The 15,866-nt window shown below is 73.9% G+C and carries 18 protein-coding genes; 6 read left to right on the forward strand and 12 right to left on the reverse strand.

All coding sequences use genetic code 11. The annotated features are described in order from the left end of the window. The first annotated feature begins 303 nt into the window (after positions 1 to 303). Positions 304 to 2,085: a family 43 glycosylhydrolase gene (locus ACH4T9_RS00445; protein ID WP_396669073.1), complete on the forward strand. Its 1,782-nt coding sequence runs from the start codon at positions 304 to 306 to the stop codon at positions 2,083 to 2,085. 225 nt (positions 2,086 to 2,310) lie between these two features. Beyond that, entirely contained in the window at positions 2,311 to 3,297 is a 987-nt protein-coding gene (locus tag ACH4T9_RS00450; RefSeq protein WP_396669074.1) for a LacI family DNA-binding transcriptional regulator, read from the forward strand. A 113-nt stretch (positions 3,298 to 3,410) separates the two neighbouring features. On the opposite strand, the gene ACH4T9_RS00455 is transcribed toward ACH4T9_RS00450, so the two are convergent. The 3 genes from ACH4T9_RS00455 to ACH4T9_RS00465 all read right to left on the reverse strand — a co-directional run bounded on the left by ACH4T9_RS00455 (position 3,411) and on the right by ACH4T9_RS00465 (position 4,401). Then, positions 3,411 to 3,593 carry a hypothetical protein gene (locus ACH4T9_RS00455; protein ID WP_396669075.1) on the reverse strand — a complete coding sequence of 61 codons (183 nt, stop codon included), beginning with the start codon at positions 3,591 to 3,593 and terminating at the stop codon, positions 3,411 to 3,413. Positions 3,594 to 3,691: 98 nt separating this feature from the next. Continuing rightward, entirely contained in the window at positions 3,692 to 4,039 is a 348-nt protein-coding gene (locus ACH4T9_RS00460) for a thioredoxin family protein (RefSeq protein ID WP_396669076.1), read from the reverse strand. Then, positions 4,009 to 4,401, reverse strand: coding sequence for a MerR family transcriptional regulator (locus ACH4T9_RS00465; protein WP_396669077.1), 393 nt, complete (start codon positions 4,399 to 4,401; stop codon positions 4,009 to 4,011). Before ACH4T9_RS00465 ends, ACH4T9_RS00460 begins: the two co-directional genes overlap by 31 nt. A gap of 124 nt (positions 4,402 to 4,525) precedes the next feature. On the opposite strand from ACH4T9_RS00465, the gene ACH4T9_RS00470 reads away from it, so the two are divergent. Then, positions 4,526 to 5,209: a dienelactone hydrolase family protein gene (locus tag ACH4T9_RS00470; protein ID WP_396669078.1), complete on the forward strand. Its 684-nt coding sequence runs from the start codon at positions 4,526 to 4,528 to the stop codon at positions 5,207 to 5,209. A 1-nt stretch (position 5,210) separates the two neighbouring features. On the opposite strand, the gene ACH4T9_RS00475 is transcribed toward ACH4T9_RS00470, so the two are convergent. Further along, entirely contained in the window at positions 5,211 to 6,434 is a 1,224-nt protein-coding gene (locus ACH4T9_RS00475) for an AI-2E family transporter (RefSeq protein WP_396669079.1), read from the reverse strand. A 192-nt stretch (positions 6,435 to 6,626) separates the two neighbouring features. Between ACH4T9_RS00475 and ACH4T9_RS00480 the strand changes: the two genes are divergently transcribed. The 3 genes from ACH4T9_RS00480 to ACH4T9_RS00490 all read left to right on the forward strand — a co-directional run bounded on the left by ACH4T9_RS00480 (position 6,627) and on the right by ACH4T9_RS00490 (position 8,470). Further along, positions 6,627 to 6,812 (forward strand): antitoxin, encoded by a 186-nt coding sequence (locus ACH4T9_RS00480; protein WP_396669080.1) that lies wholly within the window; start codon positions 6,627 to 6,629, stop codon positions 6,810 to 6,812. A 190-nt stretch (positions 6,813 to 7,002) separates the two neighbouring features. After that, positions 7,003 to 8,205 carry a cytochrome P450 gene (locus ACH4T9_RS00485; protein WP_396669081.1) on the forward strand — a complete coding sequence of 401 codons (1,203 nt, stop codon included), beginning with the start codon at positions 7,003 to 7,005 and terminating at the stop codon, positions 8,203 to 8,205. A gap of 16 nt (positions 8,206 to 8,221) precedes the next feature. Then, complete coding sequence (locus tag ACH4T9_RS00490) at positions 8,222 to 8,470, forward strand: ferredoxin (protein WP_396669082.1); 249 nt, start codon at positions 8,222 to 8,224, stop codon at positions 8,468 to 8,470. A 158-nt stretch (positions 8,471 to 8,628) separates the two neighbouring features. Here ACH4T9_RS00490 and ACH4T9_RS00495 read toward each other — a convergent pair whose 3' ends face one another. From ACH4T9_RS00495 to ACH4T9_RS00530, 8 genes are all read right to left on the reverse strand, one after another. Continuing rightward, positions 8,629 to 9,312: a C39 family peptidase gene (locus tag ACH4T9_RS00495; RefSeq protein WP_396669083.1), complete on the reverse strand. Its 684-nt coding sequence runs from the start codon at positions 9,310 to 9,312 to the stop codon at positions 8,629 to 8,631. 226 nt (positions 9,313 to 9,538) lie between these two features. Beyond that, positions 9,539 to 9,946: a pyridoxamine 5'-phosphate oxidase family protein gene (locus ACH4T9_RS00500; RefSeq protein WP_396669084.1), complete on the reverse strand. Its 408-nt coding sequence runs from the start codon at positions 9,944 to 9,946 to the stop codon at positions 9,539 to 9,541. Between the two features lie 82 nt (positions 9,947 to 10,028). Then, positions 10,029 to 10,361 carry a YkvA family protein gene (locus tag ACH4T9_RS00505; RefSeq protein WP_396669085.1) on the reverse strand — a complete coding sequence of 111 codons (333 nt, stop codon included), beginning with the start codon at positions 10,359 to 10,361 and terminating at the stop codon, positions 10,029 to 10,031. A gap of 121 nt (positions 10,362 to 10,482) precedes the next feature. After that, a complete protein-coding gene (locus ACH4T9_RS00510) occupies positions 10,483 to 11,355 on the reverse strand; it encodes a hypothetical protein (protein ID WP_396669086.1) in 873 nt (290 codons plus the stop codon). Positions 11,356 to 11,605: 250 nt separating this feature from the next. Further along, positions 11,606 to 12,019, reverse strand: coding sequence for a hypothetical protein (locus ACH4T9_RS00515; protein ID WP_396669087.1), 414 nt, complete (start codon positions 12,017 to 12,019; stop codon positions 11,606 to 11,608). 191 nt (positions 12,020 to 12,210) lie between these two features. Beyond that, entirely contained in the window at positions 12,211 to 14,550 is a 2,340-nt protein-coding gene (locus ACH4T9_RS00520; protein ID WP_396669088.1) for an ABC transporter permease, read from the reverse strand. Then, complete coding sequence (locus tag ACH4T9_RS00525) at positions 14,547 to 15,275, reverse strand: ABC transporter ATP-binding protein (RefSeq protein ID WP_396669089.1); 729 nt, start codon at positions 15,273 to 15,275, stop codon at positions 14,547 to 14,549. Before ACH4T9_RS00525 ends, ACH4T9_RS00520 begins: the two co-directional genes overlap by 4 nt. Continuing rightward, positions 15,272 to 15,796 carry a PadR family transcriptional regulator gene (locus ACH4T9_RS00530; RefSeq protein WP_396669090.1) on the reverse strand — a complete coding sequence of 175 codons (525 nt, stop codon included), beginning with the start codon at positions 15,794 to 15,796 and terminating at the stop codon, positions 15,272 to 15,274. The genes ACH4T9_RS00525 and ACH4T9_RS00530 overlap by 4 nt, the downstream gene beginning before the upstream one ends. Positions 15,797 to 15,866: the final 70 nt, after the last annotated feature.

Genomic DNA, 15,866 nt, shown 5'->3' on the forward strand with positions numbered 1-15,866 from the left:
TAAATATTCGATGTCGAAGTCGATGCGTCCATGCTGCGAAACGGTTGACGCGGCGGGTCGCCGCGCCGGGCACATGCTCGGCCCACCCAGGTTCGGATCAGGCAGTGGCGTATCTCAGGCCAAGATTGTTAGCGCTAACGACAGGGCCTGGCCGGCTGCCGGTTCGTGCCCGGGCGGGACCGCAGCCCCCCCGGCGGAGCGTCACGCCCGGACGCCGACGGAGGCAGAGCCAGGAGGTAACTCGTGAATCCCGCACTTCCACGCCGACCCAGGGGGAGCATCCGGCGCGCCGTCGCCGTAGTCGTGAGCCTGGTCTGCGCCGCCTTCCTGCCACCGGGCACGGCCGCCAGGGCCGACAACCCGATCGTGCAGCACATCTACACCGCCGACCCGGCCCCGATGGTGCACAACGGCCGGGTGTACCTCTACACCGGACACGACGAGGACGGCTCCACGAACTTCACCATGCGCGAGTGGCGGGTGTTCTCGTCCGCCGACATGGTGAACTGGACCGATCACGGGGTCCCGATGAACCTGGCCACCTTCGCCTGGGCGGACGCCAACGCCTGGGCCGGCCACGTCACGCCCCGCAACGGCAAGTTCTACTGGTACGTCCCCGTGCGGCAGCGGTCGAACGGGCAGATGGTCATCGGGGTCGCGGTGGCGGACAGTCCCACCGGCCCGTTCCGCGACGCCCTCGGGCGCCCGCTCGTCGGCAACGGCGAGATCGACCCGACCGTCATGGTCGACGACGACGGGCAGGCCTACCTCTACTGGGGAAACCCGGGCCTGTGGTACGTACGGCTGAACCCGGACATGATCTCGTTCTCGGGCAGCGCGACCCGCGTTCCCCTCACCACCGCCGGCTTCGGCACCCGGGTCGGCAACGCGGCCCGCCCGACGCTGTACGAGGAGGGGCCGTGGGTCTTCAAGCGCAACGGCCTGTACTACAACGTGTTCGCGGCAGAGTGCTGCTCCGAGTTCATCGCCTACTCGACCGCCCCCGGCCCCACCGGACCGTGGACCTACCGGGGAGCGATCATGCCCCGGCAGGGCTCCAGCTTCACCAATCACGCCGGCGTCATCGACTTCAACGGCGGGTCGTACTTCTTTTACCACAACGGCGCGTCGCCGGGCGGCGGCGGATTCACCCGCTCGGTCGCGGTGGAGAAATTTGCCTACAACGCCAACGGCACGTTCCCGACGATCACCATGACCAGCACGGGCGCACCCCAGGTGGGCACGCTGAACCCGTACGTCCGGCAGGAGGCCGAGACGATCGCCTGGGGCTCCGGCATCGAGACCGAGCCGGCCAGCGAGGGCGGGGTGAACGTCGGCTGGATCGAGAACGGCGACTACATCAAGGTCAGGGGCGTGGCGTTCGGCACCGGCGCGACGTCCTTCTCCGCGCGGGTGTCCTCGGCCGGCAGCGGCGGCCGGATAGAGGTCCGGCTGGACAGCGCGACCGGCCCGGTCGTCGGCACCTGCGACGTCGGTGGCACCGGTGGCTGGCAGAACTGGACGACCACCACGTGCGGGGTGAGCGGCGCGACCGGGACGCGCGATCTGTACCTGCGCTTCGCCGGCGGCGACGGCAACCTATTCAATATCAACTACTGGCGGTTCGGCGGCGCCGCCGGGGCCGGTGATCTGCTGACCAACGGCAACGCGGAGAACGGCACCACGGGCTGGGGTGTGCTCGGCAGCGGGGCGCTGTCGTCCCACACGAACGTCGTGCACGGCGGCACCCGGTCGCTGGGGATCGCCGGGCGCACCGCGTCGTGGAACGGCCCGAGCCAGAACGTGACCTCGCAACTGGCCAACGGCCGGAGCTACACCACCGAGGTCTGGGTGCGGGCGCAGAGCGGAACGCCGTCGGTGCGGGCGACCCTGTCGCTGACCGCCAACGGGACGACGAGCTACGTCTCGCTCACCCCGGCGGTGACGGCGAACGCCACCGGCTGGACGCTGCTCACCGGCACCGCCGATGTGTCCTGGAGCGGCACCCTGTCCAACGCGACGTTCTACGTCGAGACGACCTCCGGAACGGACGGTTTCCTCATCGACGACGTCTCGTTCCGGTAGCCCGCCGGCCGATCACCGGCGCTGGAGCCGGGCCTCCGATCCCCTCTGCTCGGCGTGCCATGTCCGGGGGCGGCTGGCGTAGACTGTCAGCGATCCAGCGCTGGTCATCTGGGATTCAGCGCCGGCGTGGTGGCTGGGCGAGGGGATCGGGCCGGGCCGCTCCCGTTGACGGCCACCGGTCGGAGATGTGGGCGGGGGAGTGATATGGCCGTGCGCGGTCCCGCGATGACGGACGTCGCTCGTCTGGCCGGTGTCTCCCATCAGACGGTGTCGCGGGTGCTCAACGGGCATCCCAATGTCCGCGAGCAGACCCGGTTGCGGGTGCGGGCGGCAATCGCCGAGCTCGACTACCGCCCGAACGGAGCGGCACGCGCGTTGGTGACCGGCCGGTCGCAGGTCATCGGCGTGGTAGCGCAGAACACGACCCTGTACGGCCCGGCGTCGTTGCTGGCCGCGTTGGAGCAGACCGCCGCAGCGGAGGGGTTCGCGGTCAGCATGGGCAGCGTGCGGGATCTGGACCACCACTCCATCTCGGCCGCGGTCGAGCGGCACCTGGCGCACCGGGTAGCCGGCATCGTCGTCATCGCCCCGGTCGAGTCGGCCGGCGAGGCGTTGGAACGACTGCCCAAGGACGTTCCGCTGGTCACCGTCGACGGTGACCCCAATCGGCCGGTGCCGTTGGTGACGGTCGACCAGGTGGCCGGCGCACGGGCGGCGACTCAGCACCTGCTCGACGCCGGGCACCGCACCGTCTGGCACGTGTCGGGGCCGTCCGACTGGTTCGACAGCGCCGGTCGTATAGAGGGCTGGCGGGAGGCGCTGCTGGCGGTGGGGGTCGATCCGCCCCCGTTGATGCCGGGGGACTGGTCCGCGGCGTCAGGCTACCGGTGCGGGCAACTGCTGGCCCGGATGCCGGAGGTCACCGCCGTCTTCACCGCCAACGACCATCTCGCGCTGGGCGTGCTGCGGGCGTTGCACGAGTTCGGCCGGCGGGTGCCGGACGAGATCAGCGTGGTCGGCTTCGACGACGTGCCGGAGGCGGCGTACTTCATTCCGCCGCTGACCACCGTCCGGCCGGACTTCGACGCGGTGGCGCGGGCGAGCCTGCAGATGCTGCTGACCCAGATCGAATCGGGCAATGGTGGGGCGTTGCGACGGACCATCGCGCCGACCCTGGTCGCCCGTGACAGCGTCTCCCCACCGCCCCGCTGACCGGGCCGGGCCCAACCGGTAGGCACCCCGACCGGGCGTACGCCGGTGCGACGTCGCCGCCGGCGGTGGGCTCCCGGTCGGGCGGGCGGCGCGTGCCCACCCGACCGGAGGGCTCAGAACTGTCGCCCGTTGGAGGGGCGGCCGGCCGCATCGCGCGGGGGGACCGTTCGCGGGTCGTCGGAGGTGCGGGCCTGCGCCGCCTCGTCCGCCCAGTCCCGGCCGCGTTCGGCGTCCCGTTCCTGTCGTTCGTCCCGCTCGGCGGTCTGCTGTCTGGACCTGTCCTGCTGTCGACCCATGACGATCCTCGCGATCCGTCGGGGCGCGGCTGCGCCGGTGCTGCGGTCGTCCCGGGCCTTCCCGGTCGGCCGAGGCGCAAACGACGGCGGCGCGGCGGTCACTGCTCCAGGTGGCGGGCGAAGCTCAGCCGCAGGTGGTTCTTCGGCCGGGCCCCGACGATCGAGCCGACCACCTCGCCGCCCCGGAACACCAGCAGGGTCGGCATTGACATCACCCCGTACGCCCTGGTGGCCGCCGGGTTCTCATCCGTGTTGACGGTGACCACGCGCAGCCGGTCCCCGAACTCCCCGGCCAGCTCGGCGAGGCTCCGCGAGACCGCCAGGCAGGGCGGGCACCACTCGGCCCAGAAGTCGACCACCACCGGCCGGTCGGCGGCCAGCACCGTCTCGGCGAACGTGGCGTCGGTGACGGCGGTCAGCGGGGAAGTCCCCGTTTCCTGAAGCATGTTTCCTCCCGGTACGCGATGGCCTGGGTGAGCTGGTCGTGCAACTGCCGCCGTACCGTGCCCAGCCGGTCGAGGTAGGCGTCCACCTCGGCGAGCTTGCGACGCAGCACGGCCACGGAGTCCGGGCAGACGTCGCCGGACGAGTGGCCGGCCCGCAGGCAGGCCACGAACGGCCGGATGTCGTCCAGGCCGAACCCCACGGCCAGCAGGGCGCGGATCTCGTGCACCACCCGCAGTTCCGCCTCGTCGTAGACGCGGTAGCCGTTGGCCGAGCGTTCGGGCCGGACCAGCCCCTGCGTCTCGTAGTACCGCAGCGTCCGGGTGCTCGTACCGGCGCGTTCCGCCAGTTCGCCGATCCGCATCCGACCCTCCTTCGCCCGCCCCTGTCCGCCACGCTAGACCTTGTCGCCGGTGTCAAGGCAACGACGAATTCCGGCCGCCGGGGTGGGTAACCGGGCGGGACGAGAAACGGGAAGGGGTGGGCGGATGGCGGCGCGAGGAAAGGCTGATACGACGACCCGGGGCGGCGAGGTCACGATCCCGGTGGGGGACGCAGGGCTGCCGGCCGACGTGCTGGTCCCGGGCGGGGCGGCCGGGGTGGTGCTCTTCGCGCACGGCAGCGGCAGCTCACGGCACAGCCCCCGGAACACGGCCGTCGCCGGGGTGCTGCGCGAGCGGACGCTCGGCACGGTGCTGGTCGACCTGCTCACCCCGGAGGAGGACCGGGTCGACGCCCGGACGGCCGAACTGCGCTTCGACATCGGGCTGCTCGCCGACCGCCTGGCCGCGATCGTGGACTGGATGGCCGGCGATCCGGCCCTGAGCCGACTGCCGGTCGGCCTGTTCGGGGCGAGCACCGGCGCCGCCGCCGCACTGGTGGCCGCGGCGGCCCGGCCCGAGCGGGTCCGGGCGGTGGTGTCCCGGGGCGGCCGGCCCGACCTGGCCGGTCCCGCCCTGTCCCGGGTGCACGCCCCGACGCTGCTCCTGGTCGGCGGCCTGGACGAGCAGGTGATCACGTTGAACGAGGAGGCTGCGGCCGACCTCGGCGAGGTGGCCGAGCTGCGGGTGGTGCCCGGCGCGACCCACCTGTTCGAGGAACCGGGCACGCTGGAACAGGTTGCCGACGCGGCGGCGGACTGGTTCGCCGCCCACCTGCGCCCCGGGGCCTGACTCAGGCGGTGGCCGCTGGTCGCCCGGCGGCGTCCTGCCGGTGCCGCTGCACGGTGTCGATCACCCGGTACGCGACCGCGGTGATCGGCACCGAGACGAACGCCCCGGCGATCCCGGCGATCAGCGTGCCGGCCGTCACCGCCACCAGGATCACCGCCGGGTGAAGTTTGACCTGACGCTTCATCACCAGCGGCTCCAACAGGTTCCCCTCGACCTGCTGCACGGTGATCACGGCGGCCAGGGCGAGCAGGGCGACGGTGGGCCCCTTGGCGGCGAGCGCCACCAGCACCGCGACCGCCCCGGCCACGGTGGCCCCGATGATCGGCACGAACCCGCCGAGGAAGGTGATCAGGGCCAGCGGCAGGGCGAGCGGCACCCGAAGCAGCACCAGGGCCAGGCCGATCCCGATCGCGTCGATCGCCGCGATCAGCATCGTCCCCCGGCTGTACGCCCCGAGCGTCCGCCAGCCCACCCGGCCGGCCTCGGCGGTGACCTCCCGGTTCGGCCCGGTCATCCGGCGCAGCACCCAGTGCCACATCGAGCGGCCGTCCTTGAGCAGGAAGAACAGCAGCACCAGGGAGAGCAGGACCGAGCCGAGGAACTCGGTGGCCGTCCGGGCCCCGCCGACCGGGTCGGGGGCGCTGCCGCCCAGCCCGTCCCGGGCCTGCTGGATCAGCTTGTCGAGCTGGGCGTCGGTGACCGGGAGCGTGGAGGTGACGAAGTCCCGGCTCCGCTGGAGGCCCTGGTCGAGTTCCTGGCTCAGCTCGCCGAACTGGCTCGCCGTCAGGTTCCACACCAGCACCCCGACGCCGACCAGGACGCCCAGCAGGAGCAGCACGGAGAGCAGGGCGGCCAGCGCCGCCGGCAGCCGGAGCCGGCGCAGCAGGAGCAGCACCGGATCGAGCAGCGCGGTCAGGAAGAAGGTCACGGCCAGCGCGATGGCCAGTGGCGCCAGCAGCACGGCGATCTTCCCGACCAGGTACAGCCCGGCGACGAACACCACCAGGCAGGCACTCCACAGCACCGCCGAGCGGACCAGCCAGGGCAGCCCGGCCCACGCCTGCCGAGGTCCCGTCCCGGCCCCCGGCGCGGCCGTCCCGGCCCCCGTTCCGACCGTCCCGGCCCCCCGCGCGGCCGTCCCGGCCAACGCCGGCCCCGGACGCGCCGTGGGGTTCCCGTCGTCCGTCGTCCCCTCGGGCGTCCGCCCGGCACCGTCCTCGACCACGTCGGTCCTCCTCGGTCTCGGCGACGTCCCTACCCGTCCGGCGGCTCTCCGACACCCCACCGTCCGCGCTCGGATCCCTATGGCGTCGCCTCCGCCGGGGGCGGCCTGCGGCCGGGCGCCCGCCGGGGCGGTGCCGGTTTGCGACCGGTGGCCCAGGGAAGGCTCTGCGAGGACCGATCGGAGGAGGAACGCATGAGCGACTTCATGGACAAGGCCAAGGACTTCGCCGACAAGCACGACAAGCAGGTCGACCAGGGCCTCGACAAGGCCGGCGACATGGGTGACCAGCGCACCGGGGGAAAGTACGACAAGCAGATCGACAAGGGCGTCGACATGGCCCAGCAGCGCACCGGCGAGGGCGACACCTCGCCACGCTGACCCGCGCAGGCCGGGCCCGCGCGCCCCGAGCGCCGGGCCCGGCCTGCCGGGGGTACGAATCCACCCCGGCCACTGGCCGAGGATCGACCTCTCTCGCTACCATCCGCATTCAGGGCATGACTCACGGTGGAGTCGCGCCCGGCGGTCGGACGGCCCGAAGGCAGGGCCGTGGGAGAGAGGAAGTCATCCGGTGGCCGACACATCCGAGGCGACGATCGAGCGCTACCCGTTCAGCGATCCCGACCGGCTCAATCTCGACCCGCGTTACGCCCGGCTGCGCCGCGACGAGCCGCTGATCCGGGTGCGGCTGCCCTACGGGGAGCCGGCGTGGCTGGCCACCCGGCATGCCGATGTGCGTACGGTGCTCGGCGACGCCCGCTTCAGCCGGGCGGCGGCGGTCGGCCGGGACGAGCCGCGCAACACCCCCCGCCAGATCCAGGGCGGCATCCTGGCCATGGACCCGCCCGACCACACCCGGCTGCGTCGGCTTGTCGCCCGGGCCTTCACGGCGCGCCGGGTCGAGGAGCTGCGCGCCCGCACCCGGCAGGTCGCCGACGAGCTGGTCGACGGCCTGCTCGCCTCCGGGCCTCCGGCCGACCTGGTGGACCACCTGGCCACCCCGCTGCCGATCCGGGTCATCTGCGACCTGCTCGGCGTGCCGGTCACCGACCAGGACAAGTTCCACACCTGGTCGGAGGCGATCGTCTCGACCACCTCACTGAGCGCCGAGCAGGCCCAGCGGTACATCGACAACCTGTTCGCGTACATGGGCGGGCTGATCGCGCAGCGCCGCCAGGAGCCCACCGACGACCTGATCGGCGCGATGGTCCGGGCCCGCGACGCCGACGACCGGCTCAGCGAGGAGGAGGTGGTGCAGCTCGCCGCGGGGCTGCTCGCCGCCGGCCACGAGACCACCGTCACCCAGATCCCCAACTTCGTGTATGTGCTGCTGCACCATCCCGACGAGTGGGCCCGGCTGCGGGCGGACCGGAGCCTGGTGCCGCGCGCCGTCGAGGAGCTGATGCGGTTCGTCCCGCTCGGCGCGGCCGCCGCCTTCGCCCGGTACGCCAAGGAGGACGTCGAGATCGGTGGGGTGCTGGTCCGTGCCGGTGAGCCGGTCGTCGTCTCGATCCCGTCGGCCAACCACGACGAGACCGTCTTCCCTGACGCCGACCGGCTCGACCTGGGCCGGGAGGTGAACCCGCACATCGGCTTCGGGCACGGGGTGCATCACTGCGTGGGCGCCCAGCTCGCCCGGATGGAGCTACAGGTGGTGCTGGACACCCTGCTCGACCGGACCCCGGGGTTGCGGCTGGCAGTGCCCGAGTCGGAGCTGACCTGGAAGAGCGGCCTGCTGGTGCGCGGCCTGACCGCGATGCCGGTGGCCTGGTGACGGGAAGGATGACCAGGTGAACGAGGAGGAGGAGACGACCAGCTCCGGGTGGCGGTTGCAGGTGGACCCGACCCGGTGCATCGGTTCGGGGATCTGCGCCGGGACGGCTCCCGGGCACTTCACGCTGGTCGAGGGCCTGTCCCGTCCGTTGGCCGAGCAAGTGACGCCCGCCCAGGAGGTGATCGACGCGGCCGACTCCTGCCCGATGGAGGCGATCGTGGTCTCCGACCTGGAGAGCCGCCGACAGATCGCCCCCGAGCCCTGATCCGACGGGTACGGCATCCGCAATCCGGCACCGGCGGCCTTCTGGGGCGACCGGATTCCTGTCGGCCGGGTGGCTGGCGGCCCGGCGGCCGGCTGCCGCGCGTACCCGAAAGGGCCGGCCCCCGGGTGGGGACCGGCCCTCGTGGGTCGTGCCGGAGATCAGGAGCTGTAGCCGCGGCCCGCGATCCAGTTGGCCAGCTCGGCGACGTCCATCCAGTACTCCTGGACGGCCGGGTCCGCCGGGTCGGCGATTTTGATCGTGTTGCCGTCGTCCTTGTACTCCACCACGGTCAGGTAGTGGCCCGGGTAGCTGTGCTCCCGGCCCTCGGTGTCCACCGCGCCGCCGAGGATGTTGGCGACCACCGGCTCACCCGCGTCCACCGCGGCCTTCACGTCCACCCGCAGCCGCTCGATCTGCTCCTTGGACGCGACATCCGAGCTGATCTCGGTAGTCCTGTACCTGCCGTCGGTGTACTCGTTCAGCACCCGGGTGATGTCGATGGCCGAGTCGGTGCCGTTCTCGGTCGTGCCGAGCTTCGCGGCCAGCTCGTCCTGGCTGACGGCCCTGCCCTCGGCCGACAGGGCGATCCGGGCCGACGCCGGGCCGCAGTAGTAGAAGTTCGGCTGGGCCTGGTACTCGTAGCCGGCCCGGCGCTCGCTCTTGTTGGTCTTGTCGTCCTTGGTGGTCTTGCTGGTCTTGGTGGTCTTGTCGACGCGGAGCGCGCCGGTGGGCCCGGTCTCGGCCGGGGCCGCGTGCGCCGCCGGCGCGGGGCCGGCGACGGCACCACCGCTCATCACCAGACCGGCGACGGACAGCATGCTCTTGCGCAGAATCGTGTTCATGTCGAAGCTCCGTTCGGGGGTTGCCGCCTCCGGGTTCCGGAGACGCAAGCACCGGGAAGGGCGCTCGGCTGACTCACCGTCGGGGGCCACAACGCCCCGGCCCTCCGCCGACATTCCGGGGGCGTCCACCCGGTGAGGGCGGTCCTGTTCGGTCGTACGAGGGGTTCAACGCGCTGCCGTTCGCTCCGATTCCGGCCCCGGGCGGGCGGGTGAACCGGTCATCCAGTCACAGACTGCCCAGGATTCGGGTCACGGTGATCTCGATGACCACCCGGTGCGGATTGGGACGCGGGGTGCGGTAGCGCTCGGCGTACCGGCGTTCGGCCTCGACGACCGCCGCCGGGGCGGAGCGGACCACCGCCCGGCCCTCGACGGTCAGCCACCGTCGCCCGTCGACGTGACAGACCGCCACCGGGGTGCCGGCCGCGCCGGCCGCCGCGACGTGCCGCGCCTTCGCGGACGTACCCGACGTGATCACCCGGGCCAGGCCGGCCTCCGGGTCGAGGGTCACCCCGACCGGTACGACGTGCGGCGTCCCGTCGGCCCGCAGGGTGGTCAGGGTGGCCAGGTGCCGTTCCCGGCAGAACGCAGCGACCCGCTCGTCACGGATGCCCAACCGATGCCCGCCCGGCATGACACGCCCCTGTCCGAAGATCCGACCCCGATCATGGCACTCCCCGGGGCACGGCACGCACTGATGTGGGGCGGCAACCGGGTCAGGGGACCGGGCGACGGGTCTCCTCGTTTCGGGGCTCCGGCTGGCCGGGCAGCCGCCGCTCGGCGGCGCGCCGCTGCTGGACGAGCCGGCCCAGGTAGATCAGGGCACCGGCGAGCACCCCGATGTCGTCCAGGTAGATCGGGTCGGGCAGGACGTCGATCGGGAAGACCGTGTAGGCCAGTGCGCCCCAGAAGGCGACCTTGCCTCCCACGCCCAGCGTGCCGAGCATCTTGCGGGTGCGTACCACCCGCACGGCGAGCAGGATGGCACCGACCAGCGTCGCCGCGACGACCAGGGCGGCGAGCGCCAGCAGCCAGTAGTGCTCGTTCATGCCGCCACGCTAGCCGAGATCACCAAGATCACGCTCGATCCGGGAAGCAGGGGCATCAGCGCGGCCTCACGGTCGGGAGGCCACCGTTTCCGGATGGAGCGCGATCTCGCTGCCTGGTACGTCAGGCGGGGACGGTGGCGCGGCCCCGGGCGGCGCGGCCCCGGGTCACGACCGCGCGTCCCCGGGCCACAGTCGGCAGGTCCCGGGTGACGGCCGGCGTCTCGCGGACGAGCACCGGCATCTCGCGGGTCTGCTCGACGGCCGGCGACCGCCCGTCGGTCACCCCGGGCAGCAACGGCTGCTCCTGCTCGGCGGGCCCGGTTGCGGCGAACGCCTCCTCCCGGAGGCTCCGCGCGGCGAGGACGGCCTGCTCAGCGGCCCGCCAGGCGGCCTGTTCCCGTTCCCGGGCCGCCTGCTGCCGGCTGCGCAGATGGTCCCGCACCGCGCGGCGCAGCACCAGTTCCTGCTCGACCGGGTGCAGCCGGGGATCCCAACCGCCGCGGTGCGCGAAGACGTCGCTGAGCTGCTCCTCCGACAGATCCCGACGCCAGTACGCGTCCAGCGCGGCCCGGTGCAGGTAGCGCTCGCGGTCGGCGTACTCGGCGGGGGTGCGCTCGGTGTGCGGCTGGGGGAGGCCGCCGGCGGCGGCCAGCCGGCGGACGTCGGCCTCCGCGACCTCGCCCGCCTGCCAGATGGCTTCCACCTCCTCCTGGGCGGACAACCACTCGGCCCGCAGCCGTTGGGCGGTGGCCGCCGCCCGCTCCGCCGCGGTCGCCAGCTCCCCGGCGTAGCGGCGCCGTTCCCGGTCCTCCTCCGCCTGTTCCAGCAGGCTCGGCATGGCGGCCTCGCGGAAGCGCCCGCCGATCACGGAGCGGAACAGGCCCGGCCGGACGACCAGGGTGGTCACCGCGACGGCGACGACGCCGAGGAGGGCCAGCCAGATCGCGGCGGCCTGGGGCACGTCGAGCAGGACGGAGGAGAGCGCGGTCTGCATGGGGAGCACCTCGGGTGGGACGACGTGGACTGACGGTCGGGCCCGCTGTGCGGGCGGTGGGCCGCGCGTGAACCGGTGCCGGACGGGGCCTCGCCGGTCAGCGCTACGGGTGACGGTGGGCGTGGTCGTCAGCGGCGCGGGAGGGCGCGGCCGTCGGCGGGCTCGCGGAGAGCGATGCGGTGCCGGGGCAGTGCCGGTGCGGCGCGGTGCAGCGCCGGGACGGCCCGGATCAGCGCCTGATCGGCCCGGGTCAGTGGCGGGGCGGGCCGCGCCGGACGACGGTGCCGCCGCTCGGGTCCACGGCCGGACGGTCGACCGGGACGACCCGCGTCGCGGTCGCCGCCGGGGCGGTCGCCGGTCGCCGGGGGCTGTCGGGGGCCGGCCGGGCGTGCGGGGCGGCCGGCTCGGTGCGCAGCTCTGCGGCCGGGCCGGACCCGGGGCGCAGCTCGGCCACCCGGCTGGTCACCACGGCGGGGCGGGCCAGCTCGGCGGCGGGGGCGGCGACAGTCAGGGCGGACACCCCGCCGAGGCCGAACGCGAGGACCAGGGCGGTCAGCGCGAGGCGACCCAGTCCCCGGATGCGGCGCAGCGTCGCCCGCCACGACGGGTGTGCCCCGCGCAGCGTCACCGGCCGGGAGGGGCGGGCGAACGCTAGGGACTGCACCGCACCAACCTATCGCCGTTCCGGTCCATCCGCAGCCTCTGCGGAACGCCGTAGGGGTGAGCCGAGCCACGAACCGACGCTGTGGACAGCCGGGCACCGCTGGAACCCGACGGCCGAGGGGCCCGCGACTCCATCGACGGAGACGGTCCCGTCGACAGTGGCCCGCAGGCCCCTCGTGTCGTAGGCCCGGCTCACTCGGCCCGCAGGCCGTCGGGGCGGGTCAGCCGCCAGAGCACCGGCAGGCTCGCGCCGGTGATCAGCAGCACCACCCCGCCACCGAGGCCGGCCCCCAGCGCGACCGCCGGCCAGCTCACCATGACCGGCGCGCCGACCATGCGCAGCAGGACCGCACCGAGGCCCAGCCCGAACCCGACCGCGAGGACGAGACCGACCAGCACCGGCACGGCCGCCTGCCAGAGCACCGACCAGCTCAGCGTGCGGCGCGGGGTGCCGACGGCGACCAGCATGGCCAGCAGGCGGCGGCGCTCCCGCAGTTGCTCCAGCACGCCGACCAGCATGCTCGTCCCGAGCAGCAGCAGGGTTACCACGAGGCCGGCGGCCAGGCCGCGCTTGACGTTGACGTACTGCGTCGACCGGGTGACGTCGGCCAGCGTGCTGACCGGGGCGCCCAGGTCCACCTCGGCGGCGGCGTTGCGTACCCGCTCCAGCGCGTCCGGGTCGCCCGGATCGATGCTGACCAGCACCTCCGCGTGCAGCCCCGCCCACCGGGAGGCGTCGGCCGCGCCGGGGGTGACCAGCAGGCCGCCCCGTTCCCGGCCGATCGGGTCCGGCCTCGTGGGAACCGCGCGGGTCCGGGCCGGCACCGTCCAGGGGATCTCGTTCGGGCCCACGGTTACCCGGGTTCCGGGGACGGGCATGGGGCCGGACCGCTCGCCGGCCGGTCCCTCGGCGAGGAAGACGTCCCCGTCCGCGCAGGAGCCGAGCCGGGCGAACTCGGCCAGCGCGGCGCAGTCGCCGATCCGCACCTCGGTGAACGTGGGTGCGTCCGTGCCGGGCTGTTGCTTCCCGATCGTCGCCGTGGCCAGCGTTCCCACGCTGCGGGTGACGCCGGGGGCGGCGGCCAGCCGGGCCAGCGCGGCCCCGGGGTCGGGCAGGTCGGCGAACCAGACGTACGCCTGGGCCCGCGAGGTGTCCTGGCCGGTATGCGTCGTGAACCGGTCCTCCACACCGGCGACCAGCATCTGTAGACCGATGCTGCCGGCCACCGCCACGGCGACGCCGTTGACCAGGCGGGCGGAGGTGGCGCTGTCCAGTTGCAACCGGCGCACCGCGAGCTGCCACGGGACCGGGCCGCCGCGCAGCCGTCCCACCACCAGGTCGATCAGCCAGGGCAGCAGGGTGACCGTGCCGATCAGCACCAGCACCGCGCCGGCCGCCACCTGGTAGTCGTCGCTGCCGGCGGTGCGCTCGCCGACGCCGGTCAGCGGGTACAGCAGCGCCAGGCCGGCGGCCGGCAGCAGCAGTCGCCACCACAGGCGGCGGCGGACGGTCGTGCCCTGGCGGCTCACCCCGAGGGGTTCGACCACCACCCGGCGCTGGGCGACGAGCGCCACCAGCACCGCGAGCACCGGGACCAGGACCGCCACCGCCGCCACCAGCGGCAGGGACGGGTGCAGGTCCGACGCGTACACGCTGATGTCCTGGAGGGTGAGCAGCGGGGCGAGCTGGCGGCCGGCGACGAAGAGCGTGCCGCCGACGGCGAGGCCGAGCACCGCGCCGGCCGCCGCCTCCCCGGCGGCGATCCGCCGGATCATCCCGGCGTCGGCGTCGGCGCCGAGCAGGCGCAGGGCGGCCAGCCGGCGGTCCCGGCGGTCGCCGCCGAAGCGGACCGCCGCGCCGACGAAGACCACGACCGGCAGCAGCAGCACCACGAAGACGACCACGACGAGGACCATCAGGACGGGCGAGAACTCCTCGCTGGGCGGCCCGCCGCCGAAGCGGTCGAGCCGCAGCGCCTGGTCCCTGGTCAGGGTGTCGCTGCCGAGGTAGAAGGCCAGCTCGTGCGGGCCGGTGAGGCCCTGCGCCGCGATGGTGCCGGTGACCCGGGCGCCGCCGAGCCGGGGCGCGAACAGCGGGCCGTCGGGCGAGTCGAGCAGCTCCCGCAGGGCCGGGGAGACGACCACCTCGCCGGCCGCTGGCAGTCGGGGCACCCCCGGCGGCAGCGGTGCGGCCGGCCCCTCGGGTCGGAGGATCCGGCCGCGCACCGGCCGCTCCCGGAACTCGGTGTAGACGGATACCACCAGCAGCGTGTTCGCCGCCGCGGCCAACTCCGCGCGGCTACCCCCGTCCTCCCGGGCGTCGCCGCGCGCCGCCCGCGCGTCGAGGGCGCCCGGCACCGCAGCGGCGAGCAGCAGCATGGCCACCCCGACCCCGACCCCGAGCGCGGTCAGCACGGCCCGGGTCCACCCGTCCCGGCCGCCGGTGACGGCCATCCGCGCGCCCATCAACAGGTCCGCGAGCACCCCGCGCAGCCGGCCGGCCGCGCGTCCCGGCGTCTCCGGGCCGGTCACGCCGCCCGCTCCAGGTTCCGGGTCCGGCCGTCCCGGACCACCACCTCCCGATCCGAGTACGCGGCCACCCGCGCCTCGTGGGTCACCAGCACCACGGCCGCGCCGGTCTCCCGGGCCGCCCCGGTGAGCAAACGCATCACCCGCTCCCCGTTGAGCGAGTCGAGCGCGCCGGTCGGCTCGTCGGCGAAGACCACCCGGGGGACGGTCACCAGCGCCCGGGCCACCGCGACCCGCTGGCCCTGCCCGCCCGAGACCTCGCCGGGCCGCTTGCCGGCCACCTCGGCGACCTCCAGCCGACCGAGCCAGTCGGTGGCCCGCCGCTCGGCCTCACGCCGGGCGACCCGCGTCAGCCGCAGCGGCAGGGCCACGTTCTCCAGGCAGGTCAGCTCGGGCACGAGCTGGCCGAACTGGAACACGAAGCCGAACTGGCCCCGGCGCAGGGCGCTGCGCTCCCGGTCGGACATGACGGTCAGGTCCGCGCCCCGGAAGGCCACCCGGCCGGAGTCGGGCCGGACGATGCCGGCGAGGCAGTGGAGCAGGGTCGATTTGCCGGAGCCGGACGGCCCCATCACCGCCACCACCTCACCGGCCCGTACGGTCAGCGACGCCCCGACCAGCGCCGGCGTCTGGCCGAAGGCGCGGTGCAGGTCCTCGGCGGCCAGCAGTTCCGCTCCGGTCGGGCCCTGCCCGGTCACCGCCCCGCCGGGGGCGGTCGCCGCGCTCACCGCCGCACCGCCGCGGTCAGCTCGTCCAGCCGGGCGGCGGTCAGCTCCAGCCAGCGCAGGTCGGCTTCCAGGTGGAACAGGGCGTGGTCGCAGATGAGCTGGTCGGCGAGGTCCCCGCCGGTCTTGCGCTGGGTCAGCTCGCGCATCAGCCGCAGGTGCTCGGCGCGCTGGGTGTCCAGCAGGTCGGCGGCGGAGCGGCCGGTCAGCAGCGCCAGCACCACCTTGGTGTAGAGGGTGCTGTGCAGGTACGGCTCCGGCTTCTCCGGCTGGGACAGCCAGCGCCGCACGTCGGTCACCCCGGCCTCGGTGATCGCATACCGCTTGCGTTCCGGGCCCTCGCCGGCCTCGACCGAGTCGACCTCGACGAGGCCGCTGCGGAGCAGCCGGGACAGGGTGGCGTAGACCTGGCCGAAGTGCAGCGGACGGGCGTGGCCGAACCGTTCGTCGTAGGCGCGTTTCAGGTCGTAGCCGTGGCGGGGGCTGGCTTCGAGGAGCCCGAGGATGGTCTGACCGATCGACATGGCGCGACTATACACATCAGGTATACACGTGATGAATAGCCAGGTCGCAAAAGGCGCGGGGCCCTCCAGA

It is taken from the genome of Micromonospora sp. NPDC020750 (assembly GCF_044334565.1).
Classification (GTDB): domain Bacteria; phylum Actinomycetota; class Actinomycetes; order Mycobacteriales; family Micromonosporaceae; genus Micromonospora.

What these genes read in the sequence shown, in the direction of transcription:
- ACH4T9_RS00495 (WP_396669083.1), bottom strand. Translation starts at nt 9,312, where the DNA reads ATGAACACGATTCTGCGCAAGAGCATGCTGTCCGTCGCCGGTCTGGTG.
- ACH4T9_RS00505 (WP_396669085.1), bottom strand. Translation starts at nt 10,361, where the DNA reads ATGAACGAGCACTACTGGCTGCTGGCGCTCGCCGCCCTGGTCGTCGCG.
- ACH4T9_RS00450 (WP_396669074.1), top strand. Translation starts at nt 2,311, where the DNA reads ATGACGGACGTCGCTCGTCTGGCCGGTGTCTCCCATCAGACGGTGTCG.
- ACH4T9_RS00465 (WP_396669077.1), bottom strand. Translation starts at nt 4,401, where the DNA reads ATGCGGATCGGCGAACTGGCGGAACGCGCCGGTACGAGCACCCGGACG.
- ACH4T9_RS00480 (WP_396669080.1), top strand. Translation starts at nt 6,627, where the DNA reads ATGAGCGACTTCATGGACAAGGCCAAGGACTTCGCCGACAAGCACGAC.
- ACH4T9_RS00500 (WP_396669084.1), bottom strand. Translation starts at nt 9,946, where the DNA reads ATGCCGGGCGGGCATCGGTTGGGCATCCGTGACGAGCGGGTCGCTGCG.
- ACH4T9_RS00510 (WP_396669086.1), bottom strand. Translation starts at nt 11,355, where the DNA reads ATGCAGACCGCGCTCTCCTCCGTCCTGCTCGACGTGCCCCAGGCCGCC.
- ACH4T9_RS00470 (WP_396669078.1), top strand. Translation starts at nt 4,526, where the DNA reads ATGGCGGCGCGAGGAAAGGCTGATACGACGACCCGGGGCGGCGAGGTC.
- ACH4T9_RS00455 (WP_396669075.1), bottom strand. Translation starts at nt 3,593, where the DNA reads ATGGGTCGACAGCAGGACAGGTCCAGACAGCAGACCGCCGAGCGGGAC.
- ACH4T9_RS00460 (WP_396669076.1), bottom strand. Translation starts at nt 4,039, where the DNA reads ATGCTTCAGGAAACGGGGACTTCCCCGCTGACCGCCGTCACCGACGCC.
- ACH4T9_RS00530 (WP_396669090.1), bottom strand. Translation starts at nt 15,796, where the DNA reads ATGTCGATCGGTCAGACCATCCTCGGGCTCCTCGAAGCCAGCCCCCGC.